The following is a 26,498-nucleotide window of genomic DNA, read 5'->3' on the forward strand; positions in this document are numbered from 1 at the left end:
CTCGCGGCGAACGGGGCCCCTTGTGGGTGACAGGGTCAGTGGGTGTTCACCGCCGTGCGCGGTTGACCGCCGAGACGACGGCCTTGAGGGAGGCGCGCACGATGTTGGCGTCGACGCCAACGCCCCACAGCACCTTGCCGTCGATCGCGCATTCGATGTACGCGGCGGCCTGGGCGGCCGCGCCCTCGCTCAGGGTGTGCTCGGAGTAGTCCAGCAGCCGTACGTCGATGTCGATGGCGGCCAGCGCGTTGAAGAAGGCGGCCAGCGGGCCGTTGCCCGTGCCGGTCAGGACGGTCTCGGCGCCGTCCACGACGGCCTCGACGGTGAGCGCGTCGGTGCCCTCGCTGGTGGTGGAGGTCTGGGCGGTGCGCAGCGCGATCCGGCCCCACTGGTTGTCTTCCGTCGGCAGGTACTCGTCCTGGAAGGTCGCCCAGATCTGGGCCGGGGTGACCTCGCCGCCGTCGGCGTCGGTCTTGGCCTGAATCGTCTTGGAGAACTCGATCTGCATGCGGCGCGGCAGATCCAGGTTGTGGTCGTTCCGCAGGACATAGGCGATACCGCCCTTGCCGGACTGCGAGTTGACCCGGATGACGGCCTCGTAGGAGCGGCCGACGTCCTTGGGGTCGATGGGCAGGTACGGGACGGCCCATTCGATGTCGTCGACCGTCTTGCCCTGCTCGGCCGCGCCGGCCTCCATCGCCTCGAACCCCTTCTTGATGGCGTCCTGGTGGGAGCCGGAGAAGGCGGTGTAGACCAGGTCGCCCGCGTAGGGGTGGCGCGGGTGGATCTGCATCTGGTTGCAGTACTCGGCGGTGCGGCGGATCTCGTCGATCTGCGAGAAGTCGATCTGCGGGTCGACGCCCTGGGAGAACAGGTTCATGCCCAGGGTCACCAGGTCGACGTTGCCGGTGCGCTCGCCCTGCCCGAACAGGCAGCCCTCGATGCGGTCCGCCCCGGCCATGATCGCCAGTTCGGCGGCGGCGACGGCCGTGCCGCGGTCGTTGTGCGGGTGCACGGACAGGCAGATGTGCTCGCGGCGGGACAGGTTCCGCGACATCCACTCGAACCGGTCGGCGTGGGTGGAGGGCGTCGAGCGCTCGACGGTCGCGGGCAGGTTGAGGATGATCTCGCGGCCGGCCTCGGGCTGCCAGACGTCCATGACGCCCTCGCAGACCTCCAGCGCGAAGTCCAGCTCGGTGTCGGTGAAGATCTCCGGGCTGTACTGGTAGCCGAAGACCGTGTCGTCGCCCAGGATCTTGTCGGCGTACTCGACCACCAGCCGGGTGCCGTCCACCGCGATCTGCTTGACCTGCTCACGCGTGCCGCGGAAGACGACGCGGCGGAAGGTGGGCGCGGTGGCGTTGTACAGGTGCACGGTGGCCTTGTGCGCGCCGCGCAGCGACTCGACGGTGCGCTCGATCAGCTCTTCGCGGGCCTGGGTGAGGACGGAGATCGTCACGTCCTCGGGGATCGCGCCCTCCTCGATGATCGACCGCACGAAGTCGAAGTCGGTCTGCCCGGAGGAGGGGAAGCCGACCTCGATCTCCTTGTACCCCATGCGGACCAGCAGGTCGAACATCTCGCGCTTGCGCACCGGGGACATCGGGTCGATCAGCGCCTGGTTGCCGTCCCGCAGGTCGGTGGACAGCCAGCGCGGCGCGGCGGTGATGCGGTTGTCCGGCCAGGTGCGGTCGGGGATGTCGACGGCCTCGTACGGGCCGTACTTGTGGATCGGCATGCCCGAGGGCCGCTGGGTGACGGTCGCGGCGGTGATGGGGGTGGGACGGCCTACGGCGCGCTGACCGGGATTGTCGGACGTGCTCATGATGCGTGGGCTCCTCTGATGTCCGCTCGGACGAAAGTCCATGGGGCGGCCGACGGGGCGTAATCACCGCAACACCGAACTCCGCGGGGAGGGGGTCGGCCTACGACTACAGGCCCTCGCCGCGGCAGCTAAGAAGAAGCAGCCCGAAACGCATGATGTCCAGAAGCGTAACCGAGACGCGCGCGGCGTGAGGCCCCGTATCACTATGCGGACCACGGCATCCCGCGCGGAGGAATGGCCATCAACCACTCGATTTCATCAATCATGACCGCAAGGCGTGACAAGCAGTGGACACAGTGCGACATTGCCTGGATGGATGTCAACGCGAACTCCCGCAGCCGCGGTGTCTTCTGCACGATCGTGCCGCCGCATGTCCTCGACAAGCTGTCCCAGGCCGAGGACTCCGCCCTCGCCGACCCCGCCCGCCGCACCCTGGAGCGGGACGCCCTGGAGCGCACGCGCCGCCGGATCACCACCGTCCGCGGGATCGCCGCCCCCACCCTGGAGGGCGCGCCCTCCGACCGGCCCCAGCGCACGATCTACGACTCCCAGCACCAGGACGCGCTGCCGGGCAAGAAGGTGCGCGGCGAGGGCGACACGGCCACCTCGGACGACTCGGTGACCCGCGCCTACAACGGGCTGGGCGCGACCTTCGAGCTGTTCCTCAAGGCCTACGGCCGCCACTCGATCGACGACGCGGGCCTCGCGCTGGACGCGAGCGTCCACTACAGCGAGGACTACAACAACGCCTTCTGGAACGGCGAGCAGATGGTCTTCGGCGACGGTGACGGCGAGGTCTTCCTCGACTTCACCATCCCCGTGGACGTCATGGCCCACGAGCTGACCCACGGCGTCACCCAGTACACCGCCAACCTGGAGTACTTCGGCCAGTCCGGGGCGCTCAACGAGTCGATGTCCGACGTCTTCGGCTCGCTCGTCAAGCAGCACGTGCTGGGCCAGAGCGCCGACGAGGCCGACTGGCTGATCGGGGCCGGGCTGCTGGCGGAGCGGGTCACCGGGGTGGCCCTGCGCTCGATGAAGGCCCCCGGCACGGCGTACGACGACGACGTCCTCGGCAAGGACCCGCAGCCGGCCACGATGGACGACTACGTGCGCACCTCACGTGACAACGGCGGCGTCCACATCAACTCCGGCATCCCCAACCACGCCTTCTACCTCGCCGCCACGGCACTCGGCGGCAACGCGTGGGAGAAGGCCGGGCGGATCTGGTACGACGTGCTGACCGGCGGCGAGCTGTCGCAGGAGGCGCAGTTCGCCGACTTCGCCCGGCTCACGGTGGCCGCGGCGCAGGCCCGCTACGGCGACGGCGAGGAGCGGGACGCGGTGCGGGGGGCCTGGGAAGGCGTCGGAATCACCGATCTGGACGCGCGCTGATCCTCACCCTCGGGGTACTGATGGACCTATGCGTATCTCCGTGACCCGCTCCGGCGGATTCGCCGGAATCGAGCGCCGGGCCGATCTGGACACCACCGGACGGCCCGACGCCACCCATCTGTCCGCCCTGGCCCACCAGGCCGTCGAATCCGGCGCCCCGGAGGCCACGCGCGGTGTCCCGGACGGCTTCCACTACGAGATCACGGTGGACGGCCGCACGGTCCACGCCGCGGACCCTCACCTCAGCGACGCCCAGCGCGAGCTGGTGCGGACGGTGCTGAAGGAGGGCACGTAGCGCGCGGGCCCTTGAAGCCCCGCTCTCAGAAGCCCAGCCGTCGCAGCTGCTTCGGGTCGCGCTGCCAGTCCTTGGCGACCTTCACATGAAGGTCCAGGAAGACCGGCGTCCCGAGCAGGGCCTCGATGTGCTTGCGGGACTTGGAGCCGACGTCCTTCAGGCGGCGGCCCTTCGGGCCGATGATGATGCCCTTCTGGCTGGGGCGCTCGATGTAGAGGTTGGCGTGGATGTCCAGCAGCGGCTTGTCCGCCGGGCGGTCCTCGCGCGGCAGCATCTCCTCCACCACCACCGCGATGGAGTGCGGCAGCTCGTCCCGTACGCCCTCCAGCGCCGCCTCGCGGATCAGCTCGGCGACCATCACCTGCTCCGGCTCGTCGGTGAGGTCGCCCTCGGGGTAGAGCGCCGGGCCCTCGGGGAGCAGCGGGACGAGCAGATCGGCCAGCAGGCCCACTTGGCCGGCCCCTCTCCCACCACCACCCTCATCCGAGGGACTGCGTCCCGCCCTCTCTTTTTCCGCGCCCACGGCCGAGACCGGGACGATCTCGGCCCACTCGATGCCCAGTTCCTTGCCGAGCCGGTCGATGGCCAGGAGCTGCTGGGCCAGTTGCTCGGACTCGACCAGGTCGGTCTTGGTGACGATCGCGACCTTGGGCGTCTTCTTGATCCCGGCCAGCTCGGCGGCGATGAAGCGGTCGCCGGGGCCCAGCTTCTGGTCGGCGGGCAGGCAGAAGCCGATGACGTCGACCTCGGCCCAGGTGGTCCGTACGACGTCGTTCAGCCGCTCGCCGAGCAGGGTGCGCGGCTTGTGCAGACCGGGGGTGTCCACGAGCACCAGCTGTGCGTCGGGGCGGTGCACGATGCCGCGCACGGTGTGCCGGGTGGTCTGCGGGCGGTTGGAGGTGATCGCGACCTTCGTCCCCACCAGCGCGTTGGTCAGGGTCGACTTGCCCGCGTTGGGGCGGCCGACGAAGCAGGCGAAACCCGAGCGGTGCGGGGTCTCCCGCTGCTCGGTCGGGGACGGAGTACCGGCAGTCATGGCCACCATTCTCCCCGATGCCCCGCCCCGCTCCGACCAGCAGTCCGCCCGCCCCGCCCCCGGGCCGGTGCATCAGACGGGCAGCGTGGTGCGCAGGGTGCCGTCGGTGCCCGCCAGCAGGAGGGGGGTGCCGGCCCCGCCGAGGTCGCGTACGGCCGCGCGGTCCTCGTCCGAGGCGGTCTCCGCCTCGGTCACCACGGCCGCGGCCTCCAGCGACTTCGCGCCGCTGGCGACCGCCATCGCGACGGCGGTGCGCACCGCGCTGAGGCGGAGCGAGTCGAGGGCGACGGTGCCGGCGACGTACGTACGACCCGTCTCGTCGCGTACGGCGGCGCCCTCCGCGACGCCGTTGCGGGCCCGCGCGGAGCGGGCCAGCGTGATGATCTTGCGGTCTTCGGGGTCCAGCTGCGCTGCATCGCTCATACGGATGAGCATAGGACGGGGCGCTGACAGTGCGCTGACCGGGCGTGACACCGGTTGTGCGGCTCGCGGGCGCGCATGGGCCCGCGCCGGGCCGCAGTGGCGACGGCCCGGCGCGGGGGTACGGGTTCCGCTACGGGAGCAGCGGCACCGGCTGGAACGTCAGCGAGGCCGACGCCGTGGCCGGGCTGAGGCCGGGGGCGCCCGCGAACGAGGCGGTGTAGGTGTTGGCGGTCAGCACCGTCGGCGGGACGGTGACGTTGGTCAGCGTCGCCGTGCCGGAGGCGTTGGTGACGGCGCTGCCCAGGGTGATCGGGCCGAGCGCGGTGTTGGCCCTGAAGGTGATGGTCTGGCCGGGGACGGGGTTGTTGAACTGGTCCTTGAGAGTGGCGCTGAGGGTCGGGATGACGAGCTGGCCGTTGAACCGCAGCCGGATGACCGCCGGGGTGGCGGTCAGGGTCGTGGTCGCCCCGCCGGACACGGTCTGGGTGAGCGACCCCGTCGACGGGCTGTAGCAGCCGTCACCGCTGTAGGTGGCGGTGACGGTGTGCGAGCCGGTGGTGAGCGCGTTGGTGGTCACGGTCGCCTGTCCGGCCCCGTTGAGCGTTCCGGTCAGGGTCGGGCCGCCGCTGATCACGAACGTGACGGTGCCGGTCGGGGTGCCGGTCCCCGGCGCCACCGGGGCCACGGTGGCGGTGAAGGCCACCGTCTGGCCAGGGGCGGAGGGGTTGGGGGTGGAGGTGACCGTGGTGGTGGTGCTGGTCGTGTTCACCGTGGCCGTACCGGTGGCCGTCGACCCCGCGACGCCGGTGCTTCCCGCGTACGTGGCGGTGACCGTGTGCGTCCCCACGCCGAGCCCGGTGGTGGTCACACAGGCCTGACCGCTCGCGTTGAGTGTTCCGGTCAGGGTGGGGCCACCGCTGATCGCGAAGGTGACGGTGCCGGTCGGGGTGCAGGTGCCCGGGGACGCGACCGTCACCTGGGCGCAGAGCGTCACCGACTGGGCGCACACGGCCGGGTTGGGCGTGATCGTCAACGCCGTCGAGGAGGTGGCCTGGTTGACGGTGACCGAGCCGGTGCCCGTGGAGGGCGCGACGCCGCCGCCTCCCCCGTAGGTCGCCGTCACGGTGTGGGTGCCGACGGGGATGGCGCTGGTGGAGACGCAGGCCTGGCCGGTGGCGCCGACCGTGGCCGTGAGGGTCGGGCCGCCCGAGATCACGAAGGTCACCGTGCCGGTCGGGGCGCAGGTGCCCGGCGGCACGGTCGCCACCTGGGCGCAGATCGTCACCGGCTGACCGCAGACCGAGGGGGAGGGCGTCACGGACACCGTGGTGGTGGACGACGCCGGGTTCACCGTGACCGGGGTCGAGGCGGTCGAGCCCGCGACGCCGGAGTCCCCCGCGTAGGTGGCCGTGACCGTGTGCGTGCCGACCGGGATGGCGCCGGTGGTCACGCAGGCCATGCCGGTGCCGTCCAGGGTCGCCGTGAGCGTCGGACCGCCCGAGATCACGAACGTCACGGTCCCGGTCGGGACGCACGTGCTGGGCGGAGCCACCGTCACCTGGGCGCAGATGGTGACCGCCTCACCGCATACGGACGGGCTCGGCGACACCGACAGCGACAGCGCGGACGTGCCCTGGAGGACGGTGACCGTCCCGGTGCCCGAGGAGCCCGCGACGCCGGTGTCGCCCGCGTACGTGGCGGTCACCGTGTGCGTGCCGACGGGGATGGCGCTGGTGGTCACGCACGCCTGACCGGTGCCGTTCACCGTCGCCGTCAGCGTCGGACCGCCCGCGACCACGAAGGTCACCGTGCCGGTCGGCATGCAGGTGCCGGGTGCCACGGTCGTCACCTGCGCGCACAGGGTCACCGGCTCACCGCACACGGTGGGCAGGGAGGAGAGAACCGTGGTGGTCGACGCTGCCTGGCCCACCGTCACGGTCGTGGTCCCCGTGGAGCCCGCCACGCCGGTGTTGCCCCCGTAGGTGGCCGTGACGGTGTGCGTCCCCACCGGGATGGCACTGGTCGTCACGCACGCCTGGCCGCTCGCGTCGAGCGTCCCGGTCAGCGTCGGACCGCCCGCGACCACGAACGTCACCGTACCGGTCGGCGTACAGGTGCTGGGCGCTCCGGTCGTCACCTGCGCGCACAGGGTCACCGGCTCACCGCACACCGACGTGGCGGGGGACACTGTGACGGTCGTGGTCGACGTTCCCTGGCCGACCGTGACCGTTCCCGTGCCCGTCGAGCCCACGACGTTGGTGTTGCCCCCGTAGGTGGCCGTGACGGTGTGCGTCCCCACCGGGATGGCACTGGTCGTCACGCACGCCTGGCCGCTCGCGTCGAGCGTCCCGGTCAGCGTCGGACCGCCCGCGACCACGAACGTCACCGTACCGGTCGGCGTACAGGTGCCGGGCGCCACGGTCGCCACCTGCGCGCACAGGGTCACCGGCTCACCGCACACCGGCGCGGCGGGGGACACCGTGACGGTCGTGGTCGAGGACGCCGGGTTGATGGTGAGCGGCGTCAAGGGCGAGTTGGACGCGGCGAAGTTGGTGTCGCCGTTGTAGAACGCGGCGACCTGGTGAGTGCCCACGCTCAGGGCGGGGACGGTGACGGAGGCGTTCCCGGAGGCGTCGAGGGTCCCGGTCAGCGTGGGCCCGTCCGCGCTGATGATGAAGGTGACCGTACCGGTGGGTGTGCCGCTGCCCGGGGGCACCGCCGCCACGTTGGCGGTCAGCGTCACGGTCTCTCCACAGACGGGCGTCGGCGGGGTGACGGTGACGGTGGTGATGGTCGCCGCCTGGTTGACCTGCTGGATGGTCGTGCCGGACGAATTGTCCAGCGGGTCGGTGGCGTTGACGAAGTTCGCCGTGACCACATGGGAGCCGACGGCGAGCGACGAGTCGGTCACGCTGGCCGTGCCGGAGTCGGGCCCGGTGGGGGTGAGCGTCACGGGGCCGATGGTCGGTCCGCCGGTGATGACGAAGGTCACGTCACCGAACGGAGCGGTGCCGGCGGTGATGCCGGTGACGGTGGCGGTGTAGGTGACGGATTGGCCGAAAACGGAGGGATTCGGTGTGGAGGTCACCGTGGTGGTGGACATGGAGACGGCCGCCCTTCCTGTTCTCAGGGGGAGGTGAGCCGCCCGGCTCCGCGCGGCGTGTACGCCGCGCGGAGCCATGGCCTCTGTCCGGGGGTGCCCATACGGCCGGCCTGCCTACGTCGGAACGACAAGCCGACTGTCCCCCGACAGGGGTATGGGCGGCCCACCGGTCGGTATCTGCAAGTAAGCCGGTGCCTACGGCATATGGGCCAGACCGCAGAGGGGGAATGCATCCGTATGGCGCAGCGCGACCCCGCGCTTGGCGGCGCCGCCCCGCGCGGGCGTGATACGGGGCGCCCCCGCGCCCCCGGACGCCCCGCCCTCGCCCCCGGGGGCCCTACGACTCGGCCGCCGCCGTCTCCCGCACCGGCTCCACCAGCACCGTCACGATGCGGTTGCGGCGGCCCGCCGGGGATTCGGCGGTCAGCCGCAGCGCCTTCAGGGCCGGGTCGGTGCCGCCCTCGGGGATGTCGACCTGGGCCGTGGCGCCCGCGATCGGCACCCGGCCGAGCGACTTGGCGAGCAGCCCGCCCACCGTCTCGACGTCCTCGTCCTCCAGGGCCGTGCCGTACAGCTCGCCGAGGTCGCCGAGGCCGAGCCGGGCGGTGACCCGGTGGGTGCCGTCGCCGAGGTCCTCGACGGGCGGCAGTTCGCGGTCGTACTCGTCGGTGATCTCGCCGACGATCTCCTCGAGGATGTCCTCGATGGTGACGATTCCGGCCGTGCCGCCGTACTCGTCGATCACCACGGCCACATGGTTGCGCTCCTGCTGCATCTCGCGCAGCAGGTCGCCCGCGTTCTTGGTGTCGGGGACGAAGGCGGCGGGCCGCATGGCGGTGGAGACCAGCTCGGACTCGGACTCCCGGTTGATGTGCGTCTTGCGGACCAGGTCCTTCAGATAGACGATCCCGACGATGTCGTCCTCGTTCTCCCCGGTGACCGGGATCCGGGAGAAGCCGGAGCGCAGCGCGAGGGTGAGCGCCTGCCGGATGGTCTTGAAGCGCTCGATGGCCACCAGGTCGGTGCGCGGCACCATCACCTCGCGCACCAGGGTGTCGCCCAGCTCGAAGACGGAGTGCACCATGCGCCGCTCGTCGTCCTCGATCAGCGACTCCTGCTCGGCGAGGTCGACCAGCGCGCGCAGCTCGGCCTCGGAGGCGAACGGGCCCTTCCGGAAGCCCTTTCCGGGCGTGAGCGCGTTACCCAGGAGGATCAGCAGCGGCGGGATGGGGCCCATGATGCGGGCCAGCGGGATCAGCACATAGGCCGCGACGGTCGCGGTGTTGAGCGGATGCTGGGCGCCGATGGTGCGCGGTGAGACACCGACCGCCACGTACGACACCAGGACCATCACGCCGATCGCGACGGTCAGCGCCTTCCACGTCTCCGGGAAGGCGTGCACACAGGCGAACGTGACGACGGCGCCCGCCGCCACCTCGCACGCGACGCGCACCAGCAGCGCCACGTTGAGGTAGCGGGTGGGGTCCTCGGCGACCAGCATCAGCTTGGCGCTGCCCCGCCGCCCGTTGCGCACCGCTTCCTCGGCGCGGAACCGGGTGGTGCGGGCGAGGCCCGCCTCGGCACAGGCCGCCAGCCAGGCGACCACCACCAGCAGGACCGCCGCCGTGAGGAGCTGCCCGTTCATCGTGTGGTGGGGGCCGGGGAGGGCCCGGTCAGACCGTACTCGGCCCGCCAGCCGTCGATGATCGCCGCCTGGAGGCCGAACATCTCGGCGCGCTCGTCCGGCTCCTCGTGGTCGTAGCCGAGGAGATGGAGGACGCCGTGGACGGTGAGCAGTTGCAGCTCCTCGTCCATGGAGTGCCCGGTCGGCGCCTCCTCCCCCTGCTTCTTGGCCACGTCGGGGCAGAGCACGATGTCCCCGAGGAGGCCCTGCGGGGGCTCCTCGTCGTCCTTGACGGGCGGCCGCAGCTCGTCCATCGGGAAGGACATGACATCGGTCGGCCCCGGCAGGTCCATCCACTGGATGTGGAGCTGCTCCATGGCGTCGGCGTCGACGACGATCAGCGACAGCTCGGAGAGCGGGTGGATACGCATCCGGGCCAGGGCGTAGCGGGCGACGTCCAGGATCGCGCGCTCGTCGATGTCCGTACCGGATTCGTTGTTGACGTCGATCGCCATGGGGTGGTTCGTCTTTTCTCGGGGTTCTCGGAGTGCTCGGGTCTGCTCGGCCTGCTCGGGGAGGGTCACTGCCCGTTGCGGCTGTCGTACTGCTCGTACGCGTCGACGATACGGCCGACCAGCTTGTGCCGGACCACGTCCTTGCTGGTGAGCAGGGAGAAGTGGACGTCGTCGACGCCGTCCAGGATCTCCCGCACCTGGCGCAGACCGCTCTTGGTCCCGCCCGGGAGGTCGACCTGGGTGACGTCACCCGTGATCACGATCTTCGAGTCGAAGCCGAGCCGGGTGAGGAACATCTTCATCTGCTCGGGGTTCGTGTTCTGGGCCTCGTCGAGGATGATGAACGCGTCGTTCAGCGTGCGGCCGCGCATGTACGCCAGCGGGGCGACCTCGATCGTGCCCGCGGCCATCAGGCGCGGGATGGAGTCGGGGTCGAGCATGTCGTGCAGCGCGTCGTACAGGGGCCGCAGATACGGGTCGATCTTCTCGTAGAGCGTGCCCGGCAGGAAGCCGAGCCGCTCCCCCGCCTCGACCGCGGGCCGGGTCAGGATGATCCGGTTGACCTGCTTGGACTGCAGGGCCTGGACCGCCTTGGCCATGGCGAGATAGGTCTTGCCGGTACCGGCGGGGCCGATGCCGAAGACGACGGTGTGCTTGTCTATCGCGTCGACATAGCGCTTCTGGTTCAGCGTCTTGGGGCGGATGGTGCGGCCGCGGTTGGAGAGGATGTTCTGCGTGAGCACCTCGGCGGGCGTCTCGGCCGCCTCGCCCTCGCCGTTCTCGGCTGCGCGCAGCATGGAGATGGAGCGCTCCACCGCGTCCTCCGTCATCGGTTGACCGGTGCGGAGCACCAGCATCATCTCATCGAACAGACGCTGGACCAGGGCCACTTCCTCAGGGTCCCCGGCCGCGCTGACTTCGTTGCCCCGGACATGGATATCGGTCGACGGGAACGCCTTTTCGATCACACGCAGCAGCGAGTCACCGGACCCCAGGACCATGACCATCGGATGCTTGGTCGGGACCGTGAACTGCGCATGCGCCTGCGGTGCTGTGGTTGGTTGCGTCATGGGCTCGGCTCTACGGCCTGCTCCTACCTCCTGCGACAAGGGTTCTCGCTGCTCGACAACCTTGGGATACCAGGGTACGACGGGCCACCGACAACACCCGAGTGGTTTTGCTCCCTTCCGTTCATCACACCGGGCCCCGAACGCTTAAGTGCCTGGTACGGGGCACGGGTGTTCACGCCCGGCGGAAGCCGATCGTGGGGACCGCCCGGCGCAGGAGGCTCGGGCGGGCGGCGGTGGGCAGCAGACGGTCGAGGAAGGCATAGCGGCGCAGCGCGCTCGGGATCTGGTCGTCGTAGGAGCGGGCGTGCTGCCACCAGGCGCCGATCTCGCACCAGCCGGGCGCGGAGAGCGAGCCGCCGAACTCCTGGACGGACAGCGCGGCGGTCAGCCCGGCGAACGCGAGCCGGTCGGCGAGCGGCCACTCGGCGAGGGTGCCGGTGACGAAGCCCGCGACGAACACGTCCCCGGCGCCGGTCGGGTCCAGGGCCTCCACGGCGATCGCGGGCACCTCGGCGGTCTCGCCGGTGCGGCCGTCCACCGCGTACGCCCCCTCCGAGCCGAGGGTGACCACGGCGAGCGGCACCCGGTCGGCGAGGGCGCGGGCGGCGGCGCGCGGGCAGTCGGTGCGGGTGTAGGACATCGCCTCGGCCGCGTTGGGCAGGAACGCCTCGCAGTGCTCCAGGTCGGCGAGGTCCGCCGGGTCCCAGCGGCCGGTGTCGTCCCAGCCGACGTCCGCGAAGATCCGGCTGCCGTGCCGGGCGGCCTCGGCGACCCACTCCTCCCGGCGGCCGGGCACGAGGGAGGCGATGGCGGCCCGGGCCGGGGGCGGGCAGCTGGGCGCGGGCTCCTCGGGCGGCGGCGCCTCGTGGCCGTGGCTGACCATCGTGCGCTCCCCCTCGTACGCCATGGAGACGGTCACCGGGGAGTGCCAGCCGGGGATGGTGCGGGACAGCGACAGATCGATGCCCTCGCCACGCTCCAGCGCGTCCCGGCAGTAGTCGCCGTAGTGGTCGTCGCCGAAGGCGGCGGCGAGCGAGGTGCGCAGCCCCAGCCGGGCCAGCGCGGTGGCCATGTTGGCGACGCCGCCGGGGCTGGACCCCATGCCGCGGGCCCAGGACTCGGTGCCGCGGACGGGCGCGGAATCCAGGCCGGTGAAGATGATGTCGAGGAAGACGGTGCCGGTGAGATAGACGTCATAGCCCGGGTCGCCGGGGTCGCGGACGGCCGCCAGAGGGTCGAGCAGGGGGCGGCAGGGCGATGGCTGGTCAGCGTCGTGTGTCGTCACCGTGTGCTCCCAGGTAGGTCCGCTCTGTTCCGTTTCCGCCGTTCTGCGCCGCCGTTCCGTGCCGCCGTTCCGTGCCGCCGTTCCGTGCTGTGCCGCTGTCCGGTGCGACCGCGGCCGCCGGGACGGATGCGGCCAGTGTGCCCGATGGCACCCACCGCGCGGCGGGATGGCGGCCCTAACGCCGCTTCGGCACGGCCACGCTCATCAGGTCCTGGGCGACGGTCAGCTCCCCATCGAAGCCCGCCGCCCGCGCCTGGCGCTCGAACTCGGCCGGATCGCCGTAGCGCTGCGAGAAGTGCGTCAGCACCAGGTGGCGTACGCCCGCCCCGGCCGCGATCCGGGCCGCCTGCCCGGCCGTCAGATGGCCGTGCTCGGTGGCCAGCGGCTCGTCCTCGTCCAGGAACGTCGACTCGATCACCAGCAGATCGCAGCCCTGCGCCAGCCGTTCCGCCCCCTCGCACAGCCGGGTGTCCATGATGAACGCGAACCGCTGGCCGCGCCGGACCTCGCTGACCTCCTCCAGCGTGATGGTCCGCCCGTCCCGCAGAAACGCGCCCTCCCGCTGGAGCCTGCCGACCTCGGGCCCGCGCACCCCGTGCGCCGCGAGCCGCTCCGGCAGCATCCGGCGGCCGTCGGGCTCGACCAGGCGATAGCCGTAGGACTCGACCGGGTGCGAAAGCCGGACCGCCTCCAGGACGTACGCGGGGGTACGGGCGATCACCTCGCCGTCACCGCTGACCGGCCGCTCGGTCAGCCCCACCGTCTCGCGGTAGGCCGTGGCGTACCGCAGCCGGTCGAAGAAGCGCTGCCCGCTCGCCGGGTAGTGCGCGGTCACCGGATGGGGGACCCGGTCGAGGTTGATCCGCTGGATGACTCCGGCGAGCCCCAGCGAGTGGTCCCCATGGAAGTGGGTGACGCAGATCCGGTTGATGTCATGGGCGGCGACCCCGGCCCGCAGCATCTGCCGCTGCGTACCCTCGCCGGGGTCGAACAGCACGCCCTCGCCGTCCCAGCGCAGCAGATAGCCGTTGTGGTTGCGGTGCCGGGTCGGCACCTGGCTCGCGGTGCCGAGGACGACCAGTTCGCGCGCGGACAACGGGACTACCCGGGGGGCCAGTTGAGACCGCGGCCGCCCAGGACGTGGGCATGCGCGTGGAAGACGGTCTGACCGGCGCCCGAGCCCGTGTTGAACACCACCCGGAAACCGGTGCCGTCGATCTTCTCGTCGGCGGCGACCGCGCTCGTCTCGCACAGGATGTCCGCGGCGATCTGCGGCTCGGCGGCCGCCAGGGACGCGGCGTCCGGATAGTGCGCCTTGGGGATCACCAGGACATGCGTCGGGGCCTGGGGGTTGATGTCGCGGAAGGCGACGGTGGTGTCCGTCTCACGGACGACGGTCGCCGGCACCTCCCCCGAGACAATCTTGCAGAACAGGCAGTCGGCCTGCGGTTCTCCCGCCACCGGTGGCTCCTCACGGATCGTCGGCTGGATCATCGGCACTTACGGATCATCAAGGCTTTCGGACGGGATGCTACCGGGCCTCCCGCAGGGCGGCCCGCTCGAACCAGATGGTGATCAAGGGCGGCACCCATCCCGCGTGCGTGAGCACCTGGAGGACCACCCGGTCCGTCCACGGGACGGTCACGATCAGCACCGCGCACACCGTGCACCACACCGCCTCGTACAGCGAGACCTTCGCCCAGAACTCCCGCCGCACCAGCGACCAGACGCCCAGCTTGGCGCCCTGCGGCAGCTTGCGGTACGCGCGCCAGGCGCCCAGCGCCCAGACGACGCCCATCACGGCGAGCGCGTAGAGCCTGGTCCCGAGGGGCGCGGGCAGCGCGGACGGATCGTCCCCAGTGGGGAAGACCCGCGCGGCCAGCACGGCGATCAGCAGGCACAGCAGGGCGAGCCAGCGGGTGCCGCGCACCATCCTGAACAGCGTCCCCTCAAGTCCCTTGCGCAACCCCTGGTCGCCCGGGGCGGCGGCCAGCGCCCGGGCGTACCCCTCGGCGACCTCCGGAAGCTTGGCCTCCTTCGCGGCCGCCTTGCGGGTGGCCAGCTCCTGCAGCGCCCAGGCGTTGGACGGGTCGAGGCGCAGCACCTCGCGCACCGCCTGTTCGCACACATCGTGCCGCCCCATGGCCAGGGCGGCCTTCCACAGGGCGCGGTGCGTCGAGGTCTCCTCCGGGCCGAGCCGCACCGCGGTCACCGCCGCCTCGTACGACTGCGGCCAGCGGTCGGCCGGGTAGATGAGCGCCTCGGAAAGCGCCACGTACCCCATCCAGTGATCCGGGATGACGCGGATCGCCTCGCGGGCGGCGGCGACCGACTCGTCCGAGCGGCCGAGGCGGCGCAGGGCGAACGAGCGGAACCGGTGCGCGCTGAAGTCCTCCGGGGCGCGGCGCAGGGCCTCCTCGGTGGCGCGCAGGGCGTCCTCGAAGTCCCGGGTGCTGTTGTGGCACGCGGCCATCCGCACCCAGGCCCGGACGTCGTCCGGATCGGTGGCCAGACGGCGGGTCAGCAGCTCCTTGGCCTGATCGAACCGTTCGAGTTCGATCAGCGCGGCCGCCTGGGCCGTCAGCGGGTGCTCGGTGCCGGTCTCGCTCATGTACGTCCCCCGTTACGGGCCCTGTCGTTCCTGGCCCCGTCGTTCCTGGCCCCGTTGGGGGTCACAGCATGCGCTTCTGCTTGAGATAGGCCGGCAGATCGTCGTACGTACCGCCCTCGTTGGCGAACTGGGCCACGTTGCGCGCGGTGTCGAACCACGGGCGGGTCGAGGGCCGCACCTGCCCCAGCGCGGCCATCAGGTCGTCCTGGCCGATCATCCGGACCTGTCCGGTCCGTACGGAGTCCATCAGCGCCCGCTCGGCCGCCGTCTCGCACAGGTACTTCAGGTCCGCGCCGGAGAAGCCGTCGGTCCGCTTGGCCAGCTTGCGCACGTCGACGCCCGCGATCGGGCGGTCCTTCAGGTGGTGGCGGAGGATCGCCTCACGCGCGGGCTGGTCGGGCGGCAGCACCAGCAGGGTGCGGTCGAGGCGGCCGGGGCGGCGCAGCGCGCCGTCCACGTCCCAGGGGTGGTTGGTGGCGGCGAGCACGAACAGCCCCTCGTTGGCGTCCGCGTCGACCCCGTCCAGCTCGGCCAGGAGCTGATTGACGGTGGTGCGCAGCCCGCTGTGGCGGAGCTGGCTGCGCTTGGCGCCCAGGGCGTCCAGCTCGTCCAGGAAGAGCACGCAGGGGGCGCTGCGACGGGCGGTCTGGAACAGCTCGCGCATGTTCCGTTCGGAGTTCCCGATCCACATGTCGAGCACGTCGCTGATGCTGACCGACATGAAGTGGGCGCCCAGTTCGCCGGCCACGGCGCGCGCGATGTACGTCTTGCCGCAGCCGGGCGGCCCGTACATCAGCAGCCCGCCGCGCAGGCTCTTGCCGTACAGCTTGCGCAGCTCGGGGTTGCGCATGGGAGCGAGGAAGGCGGCGTCCAGGCGCTGTTTGACCTCGTCCATGCCGCCGATGTCGGCCAGGCGCACACCGGTGCGCTCCACCTCCCACGCGGAGGTTCCCCCGGGGTCGTCGGAGCCGTCGGCGGCCAGCGGCTGATGCGGCTCGGGGGCGTCAGGGGTGTCCGGCGTCTCGACGAAGCGTGGCGGGACGACATCCGCCAACTCGCCCTCGGCCCGCCGCCAGTCGTAGGAACCGCGCCCGGAGGAACCGCGCCCGGACGCGGGGCCGGGGGCGCCTCGCGGCGGCGCGGGCGGTGCCGCCGGGGCGGGAACGCGCGGGTCCGCCGGGGCGGGGGCGGGCGGGGTCGTGACGGCGCGCGCCATCAGGGCCTGCGCTTCGGCGTTCCCGGGGTCGCGCTGAAGGGCCGCCGCGGTCTGGGATATCGCGTCCTGCCCGAGCCCGCCCTCCAGCAACAGCCCGGCCAGGTGCAGCCGCAGGGGCACGTCGTCCGGGGCGGCGGCGACGGCCGCGCGGAGGCTCTGGATCAGCGGTGACTCGTCCGGTATGGCCCACAGCTTATGCGGGCCCTATTTACCGGGTGCGGTGGTCCTCCGGTCCCAGGGGTGGGTGGGCGTGGCCCCGTCCCCGGGGTGGGTGCGGGCCGGCGTGGGACTCCCGGTGTCGTCGCCGCCGTCGCACTCGCCGATGACGTTGGCCTCGAAGACCTTGGCTCCCGCGATCCTGCCGGTCAGATCGCCGCGCACACAGTGGTTCTTGCGCACATAGGTGACCCTGCCGCCGATGCCGATGGCCTTGTCGTCCTCGGTCCTGCCGCGGCAGTTCACGGTGGCGTCCGTGGTGCCCGAGTCACCGGTGCCGGAGGCCGAGGCCCCGGCGGTGGGGCGGGTCTTGAGGTCCGCGTTGCAGGTCAGCCAGCGCACCCCGACGCCGCCCCGCTCCAGGGCGGAGGTGCCGACCTTGTCCGTAGTGATCGATACGGCGATCGCGGTGACCCCGCCGTCCCTCGGCTCACAGCCCGTGGCCGCGACGGCCGCGGCCACCGCGGCCACGGCCGCCAGCAGCGGCCGTCCGCGCCGCACATGATGACTCAATACCCCCATAGGGGACAGGTTCCCATCGCGCGCGGCGAACCGGAAGACCATCGTCGGCCACGTGGCGGCACTAGCTCCAGCGGCCGGTGCGCCCCAAGAGCAGTGCGGCGGCGGCCGTTCCGGCCGTGGAGGTGCGCAGGACGCTCGGGCCCAGCCGGTACGGACGTGCGCCCGCCGCGGCGAAGGCGGCCAACTCCTCGGGCGAGACGCCCCCTTCGGGGCCCACGACGAGCACGATGTGGCCCTCGTGGGGCAGTCGGGCCGTGGCCAGGGGGTCGCTGCCCTCCTCGTGGAGGACGGCCGCGAGGTCGGCATCGGCGAGAAGTCGGGCAACCTCCTTGGTCGTCATCGCGTCCGCGACCTCCGGGAAGGTCAGCCGACGGGACTGCTTGCCCGCCTCGCGCGCGGTCGACCGCCACTTGCCGAGGGCCTTCTGCCCGCGCTCGCCCTTCCACTGGGTGATGCAGCGGGCGGCCGCCCACGGGACGATCGCGTCGACGCCCGTCTCGGTCATGGTCTCCACGGCCAGCTCGCCGCGGTCGCCCTTGGGCAGCGCCTGGACGACGGTGATCCGCGGGTTCGGCGCCGCCTCGTGGCGTACGCCGTCGACCTCGACCAGCAGCCGGTCCTTGCCCTCGACGGCCGCCACGGTGCCCGAGACGCCCGTACCGGCGCCGTCCGTGAGGACCACGGCCTCACCGGCCCGCAGCCGCTTCACCGACACCGCGTGCCGCCCCTCGGGGCCGTCGAGCGCGATACGGGCCCCTGTGGCCGCTCCCGCGAGGGAGTCGGCCACGAACACCGGCGCGGTCACGACACCACGCCTCGCGGGGCCTGGAGCCCGTGCGTGGCCCCCGCCGCGTCCAGTTCGACGGCCAGGGTCTCCACCAGCCGCGCGGCGGGCAGGTCGCGCGCCAGCCGGTGCCCCTGCCCGGCCCACAGCGCCATCGCCTGCTGATCGCCCTCCCGGGCCGCCGCCTTGCGCAGCCCGGAGGTGAGGTGGTGCAGCTGGGGGTAGGCGGCCGGGGCGTACGGGCCGTGGTCGCGGATGAACCGGTTGACCAGCCCGCGCGCCGGGCGGCCGGAGAAGGCCCGGGTCAGCTCGGTCCGGTCGAACCGCGGGTCGGTGATGGCCCCCTTGTGCAGCGCGTTCGCCCCCGACTCGGGGCAGACCAGGAACGCGGTGCCCAACTGCCCCGCGGCCGCGCCCGCCGCCAGCACCGCGGCGATCTGCGAACCGCGCATCAGCCCGCCCGCCGCGATGATCGGGATCCGCACCGTCTCGCGCACCAGCGCGACCAGCGACAGCAGTCCGAACACGGCTCCGGGGGCGTCGTCGGCCGGGTCGTTGCGGAAGCCGCCCTGGTGGCCACCGGCCTCCACGCCCTGGACGCAGACGGCGTCGGCGCCCGCCCACTGGGCGGTCTCCGCTTCCACGGCCGAGGTCACGGTGACGACGGTCCGGGTGCCCACCCGGGCGAACGCCTCCAGCACGGTGCGGGTGGGACAGCCGAAGGTGAACGAGACGACCGGGACCGGGTCGTTCAGCAGGATCGCCAGCTTGGCCTCGTACGCGTCGTCGGAGCCGGACTCGGGGTCGCCGAGCGCGGTCCGGTAGTGGGACGCCTCGCCCGCGAGGCGGTCGGCGTAGACCGCGACGGCGGCCGCGTCGCCGGGCGACTGCGGCATGAACAGGTTGACACCGAAGGGGCGGCCGGTCAGCCCGCGCAGCTGCTTGATCTCCTCGTGCATCGCCTCCGGTGTCTTGTAACCGGCGGCGAGGAAGCCGAGGCCTCCGGCCTCGCATACGGCGGCGGCGAGCTGCGGGCAGGAGGCCCCGCCCGCCATCGGAGCCTGCACGATCGGGTACCGGGCGAGATCGGTCAGCGCGGAGGACATGGCCACATGGTGCCATGTCCCCCGCGGCGATCCGTCACCGGATCAACGCCCGCCGAAAGCGTCGCGCGACGACGCCTGGCGTCCGTTGAACGCGTCCTTCAGGCGCGAGAACAGCCCCTGCTGCCCCGGCTTGGCTCCATCCCCCGGGGGACAACCCCCGGACCCCCGGCCGGGCGCCTAGCGTCCGTTGAACGCGTCCTTCAGGCGCGAGAACAGCCCCTGCTGCCCCGGCTTGAATTCCCCTGTCGGCCGCTCCTCACCGCGCAGCTTGGACAGCCGCCGCAGCAGCTCCTCCTGCTCCGGGTCGAGCTTGGTCGGCGTCGTCACCTCGACGTGCACGATCAGATCGCCCCGGCCGCCGCCGCGCAGATGGGTGACGCCGCGCTGGTGCAGCGGGACCGACTGGCCGGACTGGGTGCCGGGCCGGATGTCGATCTCCTCCATGCCGTCCAGCGTCTCCAGCGGCACCTTGGTGCCGAGGGCCGCCGCGGTCATCGGGATCGTCACCGTGCAGTGCATGTCGTCGCCGCGCCGCTGGAAGACCGGGTGCGGCACCTCGTGGATCTCCACGTACAGGTCTCCCGCCGGGCCGCCGCCCGGGCCGACCTCGCCCTCGCCCGCGAGCTGGATGCGGGTGCCGTTGTCCACACCGGCCGGGATCTTCACGGTCAGCGTGCGCCGCGAACGGATCCGGCCGTCGCCCGCGCACTCCGGGCACGGGGTCGGCACCACGGTGCCGAAGCCCTGGCACTGCGGGCACGGCCGCGAGGTCATGACCTGGCCGAGGAAGGACCGCGTCACCTGCGAGACCTCACCGCGGCCGCGGCACATGTCGCAGGTCTGCGCCGAGGTGCCCGGCGCCGCGCCCTCACCGCTACAGGTCGTGCACACCACGGCCGTGTCGACCTGGATGTCCTTGGTGGTGCCGAACGCGGCCTCGTTCAGCTCCACATCGAGGCGGATCATGGCGTCCTGGCCGCGCCGGGTCCGGGACCGCGGGCCGCGCTGCGAGGCGGTGCCGAAGAACGCGTCCATGATGTCGGAGAAGTTGCCGAAGCCCGCGCCGAACCCACCGGCGCCGCCGCCGGCCGAACCCGACGGGTCCCCGCCCAGGTCGTAGACCTGCTTCTTCTGCGGGTCCGACAAGACCTCGTAAGCGGCGTTGATCTCCTTGAACCGCTCCTGGGTCTTCGGATCCGGGTTCACGTCCGGGTGCAGCTCGCGTGCGAGCCGGCGGAATGCCTTCTTGATCTCGTCCTGCGAGGCATCGCGCTGCACGCCCAGGACTGCGTAGTAGTCCGTCGCCACTTACGACTCCGCCAGGATCTGTCCGACGTAACGTGCCACTGCGCGTACCGCTCCCATCGTTCCGGGGTAGTCCATGCGGGTCGGTCCGACCACGCCGAGTTTGGCGACGGCCTCGTCGCCCGAACCGTAGCCGACCGCGACGACCGAGGTGGAATTCAGCCCCTCGTGAGCATTCTCATGCCCGATGCGCACGGTCATACCCGAGTCTTTGGCCTCGCCGAGCAGCTTGAGGAGGACGACCTGCTCCTCAAGTGCCTCCAGCACGGGCCGGATCGTCAGGGGGAAATCATGCACGAAACGCGTGAGGTTCGCGGTGCCGCCGATCATCAGCCGCTCTTCGGTCTCCTCGACAAGCGTTTCGAGCAACGTCGCCAGCACGGTCGAGACCGTCCCCCGGTCCTCCTGCTCGAAGGACTCCGGAAGATCCTGCACCAATTGCGGCACATCCGCGAACCGCCGCCCCACCACCCGGCTGTTGAGCCGGGCCCGCAGGTCCGCCAGCGAGTCGTCGCTGATCGGAGCCGGGCAGTCCACCACGCGCTGCTCGACCCGCCCGGTGTCGGTGATCAGCACCAGCATCACCCGGGCCGTGGCCAGCGGCAGCAGCTCCACATGCCGCACCGTCGAACGGGTCAGCGACGGATACTGCACCACCGCGACCTGCCGGGTCAGCTGCGCCAGCAGCCGGACGGTGCGCCCCACCACGTCGTCGAGGTCGACGGCGCCGTCCAGGAAGTTCTGGATGGCGCGCCGCTCCGGGGTGGACAGCGGCTTCACTCCGGCCAGCTTGTCCACGAAGAGCCGGTAGCCCTTGTCCGTGGGGATGCGCCCGGCGCTGGTGTGCGGCTGGGCGATGAAGCCCTCGTCCTCCAGCGCGGCCATGTCGTTGCGCACCGTGGCCGGGGAGACCCCCAGCCGGTGCCGCTCGGTGAGCGCCTTGGAGCCCACCGGCTCCTCGGTGCCCACGTAGTCCTGGACAATGGCACGCAGCACCTCGAGTCTGCGTTCGCTGAGCACCCCGCGCACCTCCAGTCCAGCCGTGTCATCAGGTCGTCCGTCTGGCACTCAATGGTCACGAGTGCCAGAACCCCTCAGCCAGTGTACGGCGGGGTGCGGTGGCCACGGCAAGAGCCGCCCCCCGCCGGTGCCCCGGCCACACGTCACGCTATCGCTGTTGGAGCTAGCGTCTCGGTATGAAGACGTGTTGGGAAGAGGCCGGGTGGGAACAGCTCGCGCCCGATGTCGCCCGCCGCCGCCTGCCGGACTGGGACTGCACGGTCGGCGTGATCGTCGGCCGTACGGACGTCCTCGTGGTGGACACCGGCTCGACGCTGCGCGAGGGCGCGGCGCTGCGCGCCGAGATCACCCGGCTGACCGGCCGCCGGCCGACCCGGATCGCGCTCACCCACCCGCATTTCGACCATGTGCTGGGCACGGCCGCCTTCGCGGGCTGCGAGGGGTACGGGGCCACCGGTCTGGACGCCCTGCTGCGGCGCGACCGGGAGGTGCTGCGCGAGGACGCGGTACGGCACGGGGTGGCCCCCGGTGCCGCCACCGAGGCCGTCGATCACCTCGTACCGCCGCATCACGCGGTCTCCGGGGAGGTCAGCCTCGACCTGGGCGGCCGGTCCGTGCTGCTGGCGAACGTGGGCCCCGGGCACACCGCCCACGACCTGGCCGTTCTGGTGCCGGGCCGGCCGGAGGTGGTCTTCTGCGGCGATCTGGTCGAGGAGTCGGGCCCGCCGCAGGCCGGGCCCGACGCGATCCCCTCCCACTGGCCCGCCGCCCTCGACCGGCTGCTCGCCCTCGGCGGCGAGGACGCGCGGTACGTCCCCGGCCACGGGTCGGTCGTGGACGCGGCGTTCGTACGTGACCAACGCGACGAACTGGCCGCGCGCTTCGGCGTGTCACGCTGAGGCGCCGCGCTATCGTCATCCGGATGCACAGCCGACAGTACGACTCGGATCTGACCCCGCCCTGGAAGCGGCAGCAGCCCGCCCCCGAGGTCCCCGCCGACCCGGATCTGGTGGTCGAGGAGGTCACCACGGGGTTCTGTGGTGCCGTGATCCGCTGTGAGAAGACCGCCCAAGGGCCCACGGTCACCCTGGAGGACCGCTTCGGCAAGCATCGTGTCTTCCCCATGGAGCCGCGCGGCTTCCTGCTGGAGGGCCGCGTCGTCACCCTCGTACGCCCGCGCGCGACGGCCCCAGGCGCGCCGCGGCGCACGGCCTCCGGCTCGGTCGCCGTCCCGGGCGCCCGCGCACGGGTCGCCCGCGCCGGGCGCATCTACGTGGAGGGCCGCCACGACGCTGAGCTGGTGGAGCGGGTCTGGGGCGACGACCTGCGCATCGAGGGCGTCGTCGTGGAGTACCTGGCGGGCGTCGACGACCTGCCCGCCATCGTCCGCGACTTCTCCCCCGGCCCGGACGCCCGCCTCGGCGTCCTGGTGGACCATCTGGTGGCCGGGTCCAAGGAGTCCCGGATCGCCGAGCAGATCACCGACGAGAACGTCCTGGTCGTCGGGCACCCCTTCATCGACGTGTGGGAGGCCGTGAAGCCGTCCTCGCTCGGCATTCCGGCCTGGCCGTCGGTGCCGCGCGGCCAGGACTGGAAGACGGGCGTCTGCCGGGCGCTGGGCTGGCCGGAGAACACGGGCGCGGCGTGGCAGCGGATCCTGTCCGCGGTCCACTCCTACAAGGACCTGCGGCCGGAGCTGCTGGGCAGGGTCGAGGAACTGATCGACTTCGTCACGGCGCCGTGACCGCGCCCTGACGGGGTCTTTCAGTCCACCACGTCCCGCACCACCGCGTCGGCCAGCAGGCGGCCCCTGAGCGTGAGCACGGCCCGGCCCCGCCGGTAGGGCTCCGGCTCCAGCAGGCCGTCCTCCAGCGCCCGCGCCGCGGCCGCCGCGCCGGCCGGGCGCAGCAGCTCCAGCGGGCACCCCTCGGCCAGCCGCAGCTCCAGCAGGATCCGCTCCACCCGGCGCTCCTCGCCGGACAGCAGCTCCCGCCCGGCGCCCGGTGAGCGGCCCTCCCCGATCGCCTGGGCGTACGCGCCGGGGTGCTTGACGTTCCACCACCGCACCCCGCCGACGTGGCTGTGCGCGCCGGGTCCGGCGCCCCACCAGTCGGCGCCGCGCCAGTACAGCTCGTTGTGGCGGCACCGGCCCTCGGGCGAGGTCGCCCAGTTGGAGACCTCGTACCAGGCGAAGCCCGCCGCCGACAGCGTCTCCTCGGCGATCAGATACCGGTCCGCGTGCGCGTCGTCGTCGGTCATCGGCACCTCGCCGCGCCGGATCCGGCGCGCCAGCTGGGTGCCCTCCTCGACGATCAGCGCGTACGCCGACACATGGTCCGGGCCCGCGCCGAGCGCCGCCTCCAGGGAGGCCCGCCAGTCGTCGTCGCTCTCGCCGGGGGTTCCGTAGATCAGGTCCAGGTTCACATGGTCGAACCCGGCGGCCCGGGCCTCCGCGACGCAGGCCTCGGGGCGCCCGGGGGTGTGGGTGCGGTCCAGCACCTTGAGGACGTGCTGCCGGGCGCTCTGCATCCCGAAGGACACCCGGTTGAACCCGGCCTCCCGCAGCGCCTCCAGATAGCGCGGATCGACCGATTCCGGATTGGCCTCGGTGGTGATCTCGGCGCCGTCCGCGAGGCCGAACTCGTCCCGGATGGCCCCGAGCATCCGCCCGAGGTCCTCGGCCGCGAGCAGCGTCGGCGTGCCCCCGCCGACGAACACGGTCTCGACCGGCCGCGGATCGTCCCCCAGCACCTTCCGCGCGAGCCGCACCTCCTCCGCGACCTGCTCGGCGTAGGTGTCCCGGGAGGCGAGCACCCCGCCGGAACCGCGCAGCTCGGCGGCGGTGTACGTGTTGAAGTCGCAGTACCCGCAGCGGGTGGCGCAGTAGGGCACGTGCAGATAGAACCCCAGCGGCCGCGCCGCCGCGCCGGCCAGCGCGCCGGGGGGCAGCGCGCCGTCCTGGGGCATGGGGTCGCCGTCGGGCAGTACGGAAGGCATACGCCCCATTGTCCGCCATGCCGCGGCGCGCCCCCGCCAGGCGTCCTACAGCGCCCTGAGCACCAGCATCGCCAGGTCGTCGTCCGGCGGCTCCACCGCGAACTCGTCCACCGCCCGCCGCACCCGCTCGGCGACCTCCCGCGCGCTCATCCCGGCGCAGCCCCCGAGCACCGCCGCGAGGCCGTCCTCGTCGTCGAACTGGCGGCTGCCGGAGCGGTGCTCGGTCACGCCGTCCGTCACGCACAGCAGCGTCTCGCCGGGCGCCAGATCGAACGTTTCACTCTCGTACGCGGCCTCGTCCACCACGCCGAGGAGTATCTGCGGCACGGCGACGGTTCGTACCGTTCCATCGGGCTGGAGGAGCAGCGGCAGCGGGTGGCCCGCGCTCGCCAGCGTGCACCGCACCACCGCCTCGCCGCCCTGCCGCAGCGGCACCAGCTCGCCGTACAGGACCGACAGGAAGCGCGCCGAGCCGCCGCCCGGCGGCAGGCCCGCGCCGCCCGGGTCGACGCCACCGGCCGCCTCGACGGCCTCGCCGACGGCCTCCTCGCCCAGCAGCTGGTTGAGGCGGTCGAGGACCTCCCCCACGCCGTAGCCCTCGCGGGCCAGCAGCCGCAGCCAGGGCCGCACCAGGCCGGTCACCACGGCCGCTTCAGGACCGTTTCCGCAGACGTCGCCGAGCACGAAGCACCAGCGCCCGTCCCCGGCCGGGAAGACGTCGTAGAAGTCGCCTCCGGCCGAGATGTCGCCGGTCGGCTCGTACACGACGGCCGACTCGACGCCGGGGATCCGGGCGATCCCGGACGGCAGCAGCCCGCGCTGGAGCACCCGGCTGATGGTGGCCTGGCGGGTGTAGCGCCGGGCGGAGGCGAGGGCGAGCGCGACGCGGCGCGTGAAGTCCTCGATCAGGCCGACCACTTCGTCCGGCATGCGGACGAGCCCGGCCCGTCCGAGCAGCAGCGTGCCCAGCGCGCGCCCGCCCGCGATCAGCCGGCAGGCGAGCGCGGCGCCGCCGGGCCCGTACGCCGCGGGGTCGGCGGGCCACGGCCAGTCCAGCGCCCCGCCGCGCGCGGTGGCGGGCAGCTGGGGCGGTTCCTTCTCCAGCACCTGCCGCAGCCCCTCCATGCGGCTCTCGCTGGCGTGCCAGACCCGGGCCAGCCGCGGCGGCCCGCTGCCGGTGTCGAGCCAGATCGCGCACCAGTCGGCGAGCCGGGGCACCAGCAGCTGTCCGGCGAGGGAGGTGACCATCTCCTCGTCGAACTGCCCGGCGAGCAGGTCGGACGCCTCGGCGAGGAAGGACAGCGCCCCGTGCCGGGTCCACTCGGGATCGGCGCGGCGGGCGGGCGTCCGGCGGGGCGCGGGGGCGACGATCTCGGTCCCGCGCGAGGCCCACTGGGGCGCGAGGTCCCCGGCCGCGGGCTCCTCGGGCACCGGCGGCTCGGCGGCGGCCGAGACCGACACCTGGAACCACACGGTCTTGCTGGCCCGCCGGTACGTCGTCCCCCACGCTTCGGCGATCTCGGCCACCAGCCGCAGCCCGTGGCCGCCGGCGCACTCCGCGCCGTCCCCGTCGGGCGGCGGATCGCCGCGCAGCACCCGGGTGGGGTGGTGGTCGGTCACCTCCACGATGAGGGAGGGCGGTTCGCCCTCGTGGCTCGACACGTCGAGCGCGCAGCACACCTCGACCGCGGTGCCTGCGTGCACCACGGCGTTGGTGACCAGTTCGCTCACCAGCAGGACGGCCTCGTCCGCGACCCGGTCGGTGATCCGGTCCGCGGCCGGTACGTCGAGCGCGATCCACTCGGCGAGCGCGGCACGCACGAACCGGCGTGCCGCGGAGGCCGCGAGCGGACTGCCGGGCAGGCTCGCTCGGGCCGAGGCGCTGGTACGGACGGGGCCGAATCCCCCGACCGGCAGAGCCACCCCGCCTGCGGATGCAGACGGGGTGGAAGATGACGTCCCCACTGTGCGGCTCCTGAGAAGCTCCGTCATATGCGCCGTATCCGGCACGGACAGAGTGACAGACGGACCGCACTTATATGCACCGAGTCACGCAAGTTAACTGTGTTGAGGGGAAAAATCGTGCGTACGCCGGGCCTGTTCCGGTAAGGGACTCCCGGGCCGGACCCGGGGTGGGACCTCCGTCGGAG

At 72.4% G+C, this 26,498-nt stretch carries 23 protein-coding genes; 4 read left to right on the forward strand and 19 right to left on the reverse strand.

The window, feature by feature from the left end:
* Positions 1–46: 46 nt before the first annotated feature.
* Positions 47–1,825 (reverse strand): 2-isopropylmalate synthase, encoded by a 1,779-nt coding sequence (gene leuA / locus ABZ562_RS19995; protein WP_361481139.1) that lies wholly within the window; start codon positions 1,823–1,825, stop codon positions 47–49.
* 312 nt (positions 1,826–2,137) lie between these two features.
* Here leuA and ABZ562_RS20000 point away from each other — a divergent pair, with 312 nt between their 5' ends.
* Together ABZ562_RS20000 and ABZ562_RS20005 are read left to right on the forward strand one after the other, a co-directional pair.
* The gene (locus ABZ562_RS20000) at positions 2,138–3,220 is read left to right on the forward strand and encodes a M4 family metallopeptidase (protein ID WP_361481142.1); all 1,083 of its coding nucleotides are present in this window, start codon (positions 2,138–2,140) and stop codon (positions 3,218–3,220) included.
* Between the two features lie 28 nt (positions 3,221–3,248).
* A complete protein-coding gene (locus ABZ562_RS20005) occupies positions 3,249–3,515 on the forward strand; it encodes a protealysin inhibitor emfourin (RefSeq protein WP_055553023.1) in 267 nt (88 codons plus the stop codon).
* Between the two features lie 25 nt (positions 3,516–3,540).
* On the opposite strand, the gene ABZ562_RS20010 is transcribed toward ABZ562_RS20005, so the two are convergent.
* From ABZ562_RS20010 to hrcA, 16 genes are all read right to left on the reverse strand, one after another.
* Entirely contained in the window at positions 3,541–4,551 is a 1,011-nt protein-coding gene (locus ABZ562_RS20010; protein WP_361481146.1) for a GTPase Era, read from the reverse strand.
* A gap of 72 nt (positions 4,552–4,623) precedes the next feature.
* A complete protein-coding gene (locus tag ABZ562_RS20015; RefSeq protein WP_055553143.1) occupies positions 4,624–4,974 on the reverse strand; it encodes a hypothetical protein in 351 nt (116 codons plus the stop codon).
* Positions 4,975–5,104: 130 nt separating this feature from the next.
* Entirely contained in the window at positions 5,105–8,077 is a 2,973-nt protein-coding gene (locus ABZ562_RS20020) for an Ig-like domain-containing protein (protein WP_361481150.1), read from the reverse strand.
* 337 nt (positions 8,078–8,414) lie between these two features.
* A complete protein-coding gene (locus ABZ562_RS20025; RefSeq protein WP_361481153.1) occupies positions 8,415–9,722 on the reverse strand; it encodes a hemolysin family protein in 1,308 nt (435 codons plus the stop codon).
* Complete coding sequence (gene ybeY, locus ABZ562_RS20030) at positions 9,719–10,216, reverse strand: rRNA maturation RNase YbeY (RefSeq protein WP_055553014.1); 498 nt, start codon at positions 10,214–10,216, stop codon at positions 9,719–9,721. Before ybeY ends, ABZ562_RS20025 begins: the two co-directional genes overlap by 4 nt.
* Before the next feature lie 65 nt (positions 10,217–10,281).
* Entirely contained in the window at positions 10,282–11,286 is a 1,005-nt protein-coding gene (locus tag ABZ562_RS20035; RefSeq protein ID WP_361481157.1) for a PhoH family protein, read from the reverse strand.
* A gap of 172 nt (positions 11,287–11,458) precedes the next feature.
* Positions 11,459–12,571: a PfkB family carbohydrate kinase gene (locus ABZ562_RS20040; RefSeq protein WP_361481160.1), complete on the reverse strand. Its 1,113-nt coding sequence runs from the start codon at positions 12,569–12,571 to the stop codon at positions 11,459–11,461.
* Between the two features lie 175 nt (positions 12,572–12,746).
* Positions 12,747–13,667, reverse strand: coding sequence for a ribonuclease Z (locus ABZ562_RS20045; RefSeq protein ID WP_361481163.1), 921 nt, complete (start codon positions 13,665–13,667; stop codon positions 12,747–12,749).
* Positions 13,668–13,672: 5 nt separating this feature from the next.
* Complete coding sequence (locus ABZ562_RS20050; protein WP_361481166.1) at positions 13,673–14,032, reverse strand: histidine triad nucleotide-binding protein; 360 nt, start codon at positions 14,030–14,032, stop codon at positions 13,673–13,675.
* Between the two features lie 70 nt (positions 14,033–14,102).
* Positions 14,103–15,182, reverse strand: coding sequence for a tetratricopeptide repeat protein (locus ABZ562_RS20055; protein ID WP_361481169.1), 1,080 nt, complete (start codon positions 15,180–15,182; stop codon positions 14,103–14,105).
* A gap of 61 nt (positions 15,183–15,243) precedes the next feature.
* Positions 15,244–16,581: an ATP-binding protein gene (locus ABZ562_RS20060; protein WP_361481255.1), complete on the reverse strand. Its 1,338-nt coding sequence runs from the start codon at positions 16,579–16,581 to the stop codon at positions 15,244–15,246.
* Positions 16,582–16,602: 21 nt separating this feature from the next.
* Positions 16,603–17,136, reverse strand: coding sequence for a hypothetical protein (locus tag ABZ562_RS20065; protein ID WP_361481172.1), 534 nt, complete (start codon positions 17,134–17,136; stop codon positions 16,603–16,605).
* A 61-nt stretch (positions 17,137–17,197) separates the two neighbouring features.
* A complete protein-coding gene (locus tag ABZ562_RS20070; RefSeq protein WP_361481175.1) occupies positions 17,198–17,941 on the reverse strand; it encodes a 16S rRNA (uracil(1498)-N(3))-methyltransferase in 744 nt (247 codons plus the stop codon).
* Positions 17,938–19,026 (reverse strand): nitronate monooxygenase, encoded by a 1,089-nt coding sequence (locus tag ABZ562_RS20075; RefSeq protein ID WP_361481178.1) that lies wholly within the window; start codon positions 19,024–19,026, stop codon positions 17,938–17,940. The genes ABZ562_RS20070 and ABZ562_RS20075 overlap by 4 nt, the downstream gene beginning before the upstream one ends.
* A gap of 177 nt (positions 19,027–19,203) precedes the next feature.
* Positions 19,204–20,334, reverse strand: a complete 1,131-nt coding sequence (gene dnaJ / locus ABZ562_RS20080; protein WP_361481181.1) for a molecular chaperone DnaJ — start codon at positions 20,332–20,334, stop codon at positions 19,204–19,206.
* On the reverse strand, positions 20,335–21,351 hold the full coding sequence (gene hrcA, locus ABZ562_RS20085; RefSeq protein ID WP_361481184.1) for a heat-inducible transcriptional repressor HrcA: 1,017 nt from the start codon (positions 21,349–21,351) through the stop codon (positions 20,335–20,337). It abuts the gene before it with no gap.
* Positions 21,352–21,527: 176 nt separating this feature from the next.
* Here hrcA and ABZ562_RS20090 point away from each other — a divergent pair, with 176 nt between their 5' ends.
* Both ABZ562_RS20090 and ABZ562_RS20095 read left to right on the forward strand, forming a co-directional pair.
* On the forward strand, positions 21,528–22,250 hold the full coding sequence (locus ABZ562_RS20090) for an MBL fold metallo-hydrolase (protein ID WP_361481187.1): 723 nt from the start codon (positions 21,528–21,530) through the stop codon (positions 22,248–22,250).
* 23 nt (positions 22,251–22,273) lie between these two features.
* Positions 22,274–23,095 (forward strand): DUF3097 domain-containing protein, encoded by an 822-nt coding sequence (locus ABZ562_RS20095; RefSeq protein WP_361481190.1) that lies wholly within the window; start codon positions 22,274–22,276, stop codon positions 23,093–23,095.
* A gap of 20 nt (positions 23,096–23,115) precedes the next feature.
* Here the strand turns inward: ABZ562_RS20095 and hemW are convergent, their stop codons facing one another.
* Together hemW and ABZ562_RS20105 are read right to left on the reverse strand one after the other, a co-directional pair.
* Entirely contained in the window at positions 23,116–24,348 is a 1,233-nt protein-coding gene (gene hemW / locus ABZ562_RS20100) for a radical SAM family heme chaperone HemW (protein WP_361481193.1), read from the reverse strand.
* A gap of 45 nt (positions 24,349–24,393) precedes the next feature.
* On the reverse strand, positions 24,394–26,340 hold the full coding sequence (locus ABZ562_RS20105) for an ATP-binding SpoIIE family protein phosphatase (RefSeq protein WP_361481196.1): 1,947 nt from the start codon (positions 26,338–26,340) through the stop codon (positions 24,394–24,396).
* Positions 26,341–26,498 lie beyond the last annotated feature (158 nt).

Source organism: Streptomyces sp. NPDC019937, from assembly GCF_040631655.1.
GTDB lineage: Bacteria > Actinomycetota > Actinomycetes > Streptomycetales > Streptomycetaceae > Streptomyces.

Coding starts and splice junctions, on each gene's coding strand:
- leuA (WP_361481139.1), bottom strand. CDS start 1,825: ATGAGCACGTCCGACAATCCCGGTCAGCGCGCCGTAGGCCGTCCCACC.
- ABZ562_RS20000 (WP_361481142.1), top strand. CDS start 2,138: ATGGATGTCAACGCGAACTCCCGCAGCCGCGGTGTCTTCTGCACGATC.
- ABZ562_RS20005 (WP_055553023.1), top strand. CDS start 3,249: ATGCGTATCTCCGTGACCCGCTCCGGCGGATTCGCCGGAATCGAGCGC.
- ABZ562_RS20010 (WP_361481146.1), bottom strand. CDS start 4,551: ATGACTGCCGGTACTCCGTCCCCGACCGAGCAGCGGGAGACCCCGCAC.
- ABZ562_RS20015 (WP_055553143.1), bottom strand. CDS start 4,974: ATGAGCGATGCAGCGCAGCTGGACCCCGAAGACCGCAAGATCATCACG.
- ABZ562_RS20020 (WP_361481150.1), bottom strand. CDS start 8,077: ATGTCCACCACCACGGTGACCTCCACACCGAATCCCTCCGTTTTCGGC.
- ABZ562_RS20025 (WP_361481153.1), bottom strand. CDS start 9,722: ATGAACGGGCAGCTCCTCACGGCGGCGGTCCTGCTGGTGGTGGTCGCC.
- ybeY (WP_055553014.1), bottom strand. CDS start 10,216: ATGGCGATCGACGTCAACAACGAATCCGGTACGGACATCGACGAGCGC.
- ABZ562_RS20035 (WP_361481157.1), bottom strand. CDS start 11,286: ATGACGCAACCAACCACAGCACCGCAGGCGCATGCGCAGTTCACGGTC.
- ABZ562_RS20055 (WP_361481169.1), bottom strand. CDS start 15,182: ATGAGCGAGACCGGCACCGAGCACCCGCTGACGGCCCAGGCGGCCGCG.
- ABZ562_RS20065 (WP_361481172.1), bottom strand. CDS start 17,136: ATGGGGGTATTGAGTCATCATGTGCGGCGCGGACGGCCGCTGCTGGCG.
- ABZ562_RS20075 (WP_361481178.1), bottom strand. CDS start 19,026: ATGTCCTCCGCGCTGACCGATCTCGCCCGGTACCCGATCGTGCAGGCT.
- ABZ562_RS20090 (WP_361481187.1), top strand. CDS start 21,528: ATGAAGACGTGTTGGGAAGAGGCCGGGTGGGAACAGCTCGCGCCCGAT.
- ABZ562_RS20095 (WP_361481190.1), top strand. CDS start 22,274: ATGCACAGCCGACAGTACGACTCGGATCTGACCCCGCCCTGGAAGCGG.
- hemW (WP_361481193.1), bottom strand. CDS start 24,348: ATGCCTTCCGTACTGCCCGACGGCGACCCCATGCCCCAGGACGGCGCG.
- ABZ562_RS20105 (WP_361481196.1), bottom strand. CDS start 26,340: ATGACGGAGCTTCTCAGGAGCCGCACAGTGGGGACGTCATCTTCCACC.